Annotated in this window: 2 protein-coding genes and 2 pseudogenes; 3 read left to right on the top strand and 1 reads right to left on the bottom strand. The window is 36.3% G+C overall.

What is annotated here, in order from left to right:
* Positions 1 to 190, top strand: a pseudogene (locus tag MUB24_RS22715) (IS1634 family transposase); the annotation flags it as partial.
* Positions 191 to 2,014: 1,824 nt separating this feature from the next.
* Here MUB24_RS22715 and MUB24_RS22725 read toward each other — a convergent pair.
* On the bottom strand, positions 2,015 to 2,551 hold the full coding sequence (locus tag MUB24_RS22725) for a hypothetical protein (RefSeq protein ID WP_244707979.1): 537 nt from the start codon (positions 2,549 to 2,551) through the stop codon (positions 2,015 to 2,017).
* 333 nt (positions 2,552 to 2,884) lie between these two features.
* On the opposite strand from MUB24_RS22725, the gene MUB24_RS22730 reads away from it, so the two are divergent.
* Both MUB24_RS22730 and MUB24_RS22735 read left to right on the top strand, forming a co-directional pair.
* Positions 2,885 to 3,418, top strand: coding sequence for a hypothetical protein (locus MUB24_RS22730; RefSeq protein ID WP_244707981.1), 534 nt, complete (start codon positions 2,885 to 2,887; stop codon positions 3,416 to 3,418).
* Between the two features lie 378 nt (positions 3,419 to 3,796).
* A pseudogene (locus MUB24_RS22735) lies at positions 3,797 to 4,077 on the top strand (hypothetical protein); the annotation flags it as partial.

A 4,077-nucleotide genomic window follows, 5' to 3' on the forward strand; every position in this document is an offset into this window, starting at 1 on the left:
GCACCGATTGAAAGGAAAACATTCGATCTCTGCTATACTTGACAGCCTGAAAAAAGCGTCCTGTAGCCATATACAGGAAAATTATTATTTGTTTGACCATTATGATGAGGTGCTTTCCGGTATAAAGAAGGAACTGGGCATCGATCTAGGCCAAAAATGCTTGTCACTGGGAGAAATAAAAAAATTGTAGGGGCGGTTAAAAAAGGGTGAATTACACTACAACTTTCTGACAAGCAAAAACAGCCTAAGAGTCAGCATTCATGCGGGTTCTAGGCTGTTTTTGTTTATTTCAACTGCAAAAGTCAGGTTTTATACTTTCTCTGTTCATCTCCTTTCTTTATATATATCTATAAAAAAAGCCGACCAATCCCAAAGATGGAACTAACCGACTTTAATTAACTCTATATAATGGACATAATAGTCCTTTTGTGACAGTAGTCTGCCCAACATAACTTTATTAAGGAATACGAGGGCAATAAATTTTCATGCCGAATCTCCTTCCAAAAAATGAAGGTATAACGACTTCTGCTTAGAAAGCAACTAAATAACTAAAAGAAATATTATCTTTATGGTAACAAACAGACTGTATATGGCAAGTTATTTTTAACTTGAGTTTCCGTAAACAATCAAGAGGTGAATGAGTAGGGCAATTTCAAGAGGTGATCCCTCAATAAAAATACGGTAAGGTAGCGAAAAGCGAGGTAAAAACAGCGAAAAGGCCCCTGTTGTTTGGTATAATTTTATAACCAGCTAAAACGCTACTAAACAACTATAAGATGGCCTTTTCATGTTCCATTCCACTACAGGTGTGTACTGGATAAAAAGTAAATCAGTTTAATTCACAAAAAGTATCGTATCAAAAGCGAGTCAGGTGGAATCCAAGTTCGTGATCCGGTCCATCCATGGCATTTTAAAATCCGGTAGTGTTATCTTTAAAGACATTGCCGTCGCTAAAATGAGCCCGTCTTGATTAAAAATATCATTGAACGATTAAGCCGGAATTTAGGGCATTACTGTCCTCGTCCGTTCTTTCTCGCTACACACAAAAATGGTGAAGGCGTTAGGCAAGGAACCTCTCATTATGGTAAATGATTCCAATGTCACTAAAACCCATGGGCGGTCATTCGAAGCACTGTGGGTAAAGTCAAGGATGGTTCCAGCAAAGAGCACATAATCGAAAAAGGATACAACGTCACAGAAATCGTCGATTTGATCGCCAACCAGAAACAGCCCACCAATCTGTTATTCCGCATTCATTCCTCTTAGAAAAAAAGCTACAAGTCCACCAATGAAGTTTTATTTCAGGGATTGTATTTTGTGATCGGACACATTAAAAAGAACGCAACATTTTTCTTTGACCGAGTGAATGACATGAATGTCCCTGTTTGACTCTATGCATCAAAAAGAGCAGTATATCATCCGATTAACCGAGAATCGCAAGGTCTTTTTGAAAGGAAATTGTTTAAATCCACACATTGTGAAGATCATAGCGGGAAAGCGTTCCATTCGTCTTATGCTTGTATATGGGATAGGTGAAAAACCTATGATGTTGGCTGCTAAAAAGGTCATCGCGGGTAAAAATTTCTCGAGTCGATCCGCAAAGATATCCGATTTTATTATTGTTAGCTAAAGGCATATCAGTAACGGCTTCTCACCCCAGAACGGGGATCAAAGACCGGATTCCTATACGAAACACAGGACCACGGAAGTTAACGTTGAAACTGGTCTGTTGAGTGGCAAAAGTGAATCCTTAAAAAAGGAACATGGCCAAGACACTAGTTAAGTGACAGCAAAAACCCTTTTTTTCAATGTATTCATCCAATTGGTAACTTCTGTAATGTGTTATTCGGAGTATGCATGAATCGGTTGACCTTTCTTTATATAAAGCGTCTGAGCAGTCCATTATGACGCGCATTCGTCCCTCTTTCCCATGATGCATATGGATGCCAAAATAAACATCTATTCCCATTCCTTCTCCTTGCTCGCTAAGTTCACTGAATTCCGTTATCAGCTGTTATACTTTTAAACGTTTGTTGAACATTTGGGTACTCTTGAAATATCCCTTGTAAACATCGCTTATCGCTGGCGCACTCTTACTTGATATACGTTGGATAATAGCCTTACGCGTTTCAATGGATTCCGATCTTTCTTCTATACTAGTACCAAGTTCTTTTATTATTTCTGGTTGTTGAAGGCTTTGCGTTTCGACGAGTTTCAAAACTAAATCCATATTCTTCACTTTTAAATCACCATGATCAATCCAGTTATATTGTGTTTTTATGCAAGGGACGGAATCGAATTCATTTTGCTTTTTTGCATGACCCACAACAACATCAGGGGACCAATCGGCTTTCAGATTTTTTTCAGCATATAAAAAGTATTTCCAAGAAGCCATTAAGATGGTTGTCACCACATTTTTTCGGTTCTCTTCGTATACACGCGCACCAACATCTGGAAAGTATATTTTGTAAGGTTGGCGATTCGTATCAAGTTGTTCAACTGTGCCTGGTTTTCGTTCACGTGATATTGTACTGTGCTCATCACGTCCCATTTTCTTTGTGATATCCCTTGAAGACGGTCTTTGTTCCGAGTACGCAGCTATTTGGCCTCTTTCGATCAAGTAAATGTATATAGCTTCGTTTTTTCGTGTTAGAATGAGAGTGAGTCATCGTGATTTACCTCTGTATGTTTGTGGTTATGGTCAACTTTAACTATACCTGGTTTCACGATGCTTTTCTATTTATTTAGTTGTTGCATTTCATTTTACAATGAAGCAAAGAAAACTTTTAAAAAAGTAATTATTATTTTGAAGGGGTTTTCTTTTTTTTGTTGAATTACTGTAATGTAAGGCCTTACATCATATAAAATGCAAGGGGGAATTTTAATGAGAATGGAAATTTCAAAGAAAATTGGAATAGCTTCTACATTGTCTTTAGCCCTTGTGGGGTTATCCGTTGGTAGCGTATCTGCTGCAGAAAATGAAAATAGGGATCTAGAATTATGGAATGAGATTGCCGAATTACCATCTTCTATTGATTTTAAAACTTATGATGATGGGAATGTTACCACTTATGACAGCATAAAATTTAAAAACGATGGTTCTGGATCTACAAGTATAACGGCTACTCCTAGTACATTTGCAGCGGGTTACCCAATTAGTAAGGTTCAGGCTGTGGGTAAAACTACTAGTAAAGTTATCCTTGCAACTCATGGTGTAACTCTACAATTTATGAGGAATGGATCTATCATTAGTACTAAAAAAGATAATGGAGTAGGTAAAAGCACATCGTCAGCTACTTTATCTACCAATCCTGGAACTGTTCAACCTGGAACAGAATATAGAGGGAAATCTCATCACACTTTATCAACATCTAAAAACACATACTCAGACGATACTGGAGCTATCTATAAATTCTAACTAAGGAGAATGAGAAGTTCATTATATGAGCTTCTCATTTTTGATATACAGAAGAACATTTGGTTTAACTACCTGTTTAAGTTTGTCAAATGCATTGAAACAAATCTTGTGTAAAAAGTCCATATATAGGCTGCTGTAATGCTCAATATTTGAAGCAAGGAAATTTTTGTTTTGGCAGTACTTGGGTGCTTCGAATCAAACTGTTTTTATACTCAATTTCCCTTGTTGTTGGATTTCAAAAATTTTTTATTTTATAATTATATGATGATCTGAATATCTTTGTTTTTTAAATGCTGTCATTCAAATTTGAGGGGATTTCCCTCTTTATAGTTTGAAAACCATAATAACTGGGGATTATATTAGTTAGGAGAAAATACAATGTTGAGATATCTTATGTCCTTTACATTTTCTTTTTCAATTTGCCTTTTTTTAATAGGATGTACTGGTACTGAATCCATTCAAAAGAATGAAAATGTTAGGAATCAAAAAGAAGTAGAAATATTTGATGAGGAACATCTTATTATTGAAGAAAATACGGAAGAAGAGATAGGGTTCGTGCCAGATACAGCGACGACCTTTAATGCAAAGGACTCTTATGAACAAAAAGTAATGATAGATGGAGAAGAAACAGTTTATTATAAAATACCAAATAAAGAACG

It is taken from the genome of Lederbergia sp. NSJ-179 (genome assembly GCF_022867885.1).
Taxonomy (GTDB): domain Bacteria; phylum Bacillota; class Bacilli; order Bacillales; family Bacillaceae_C; genus Lederbergia.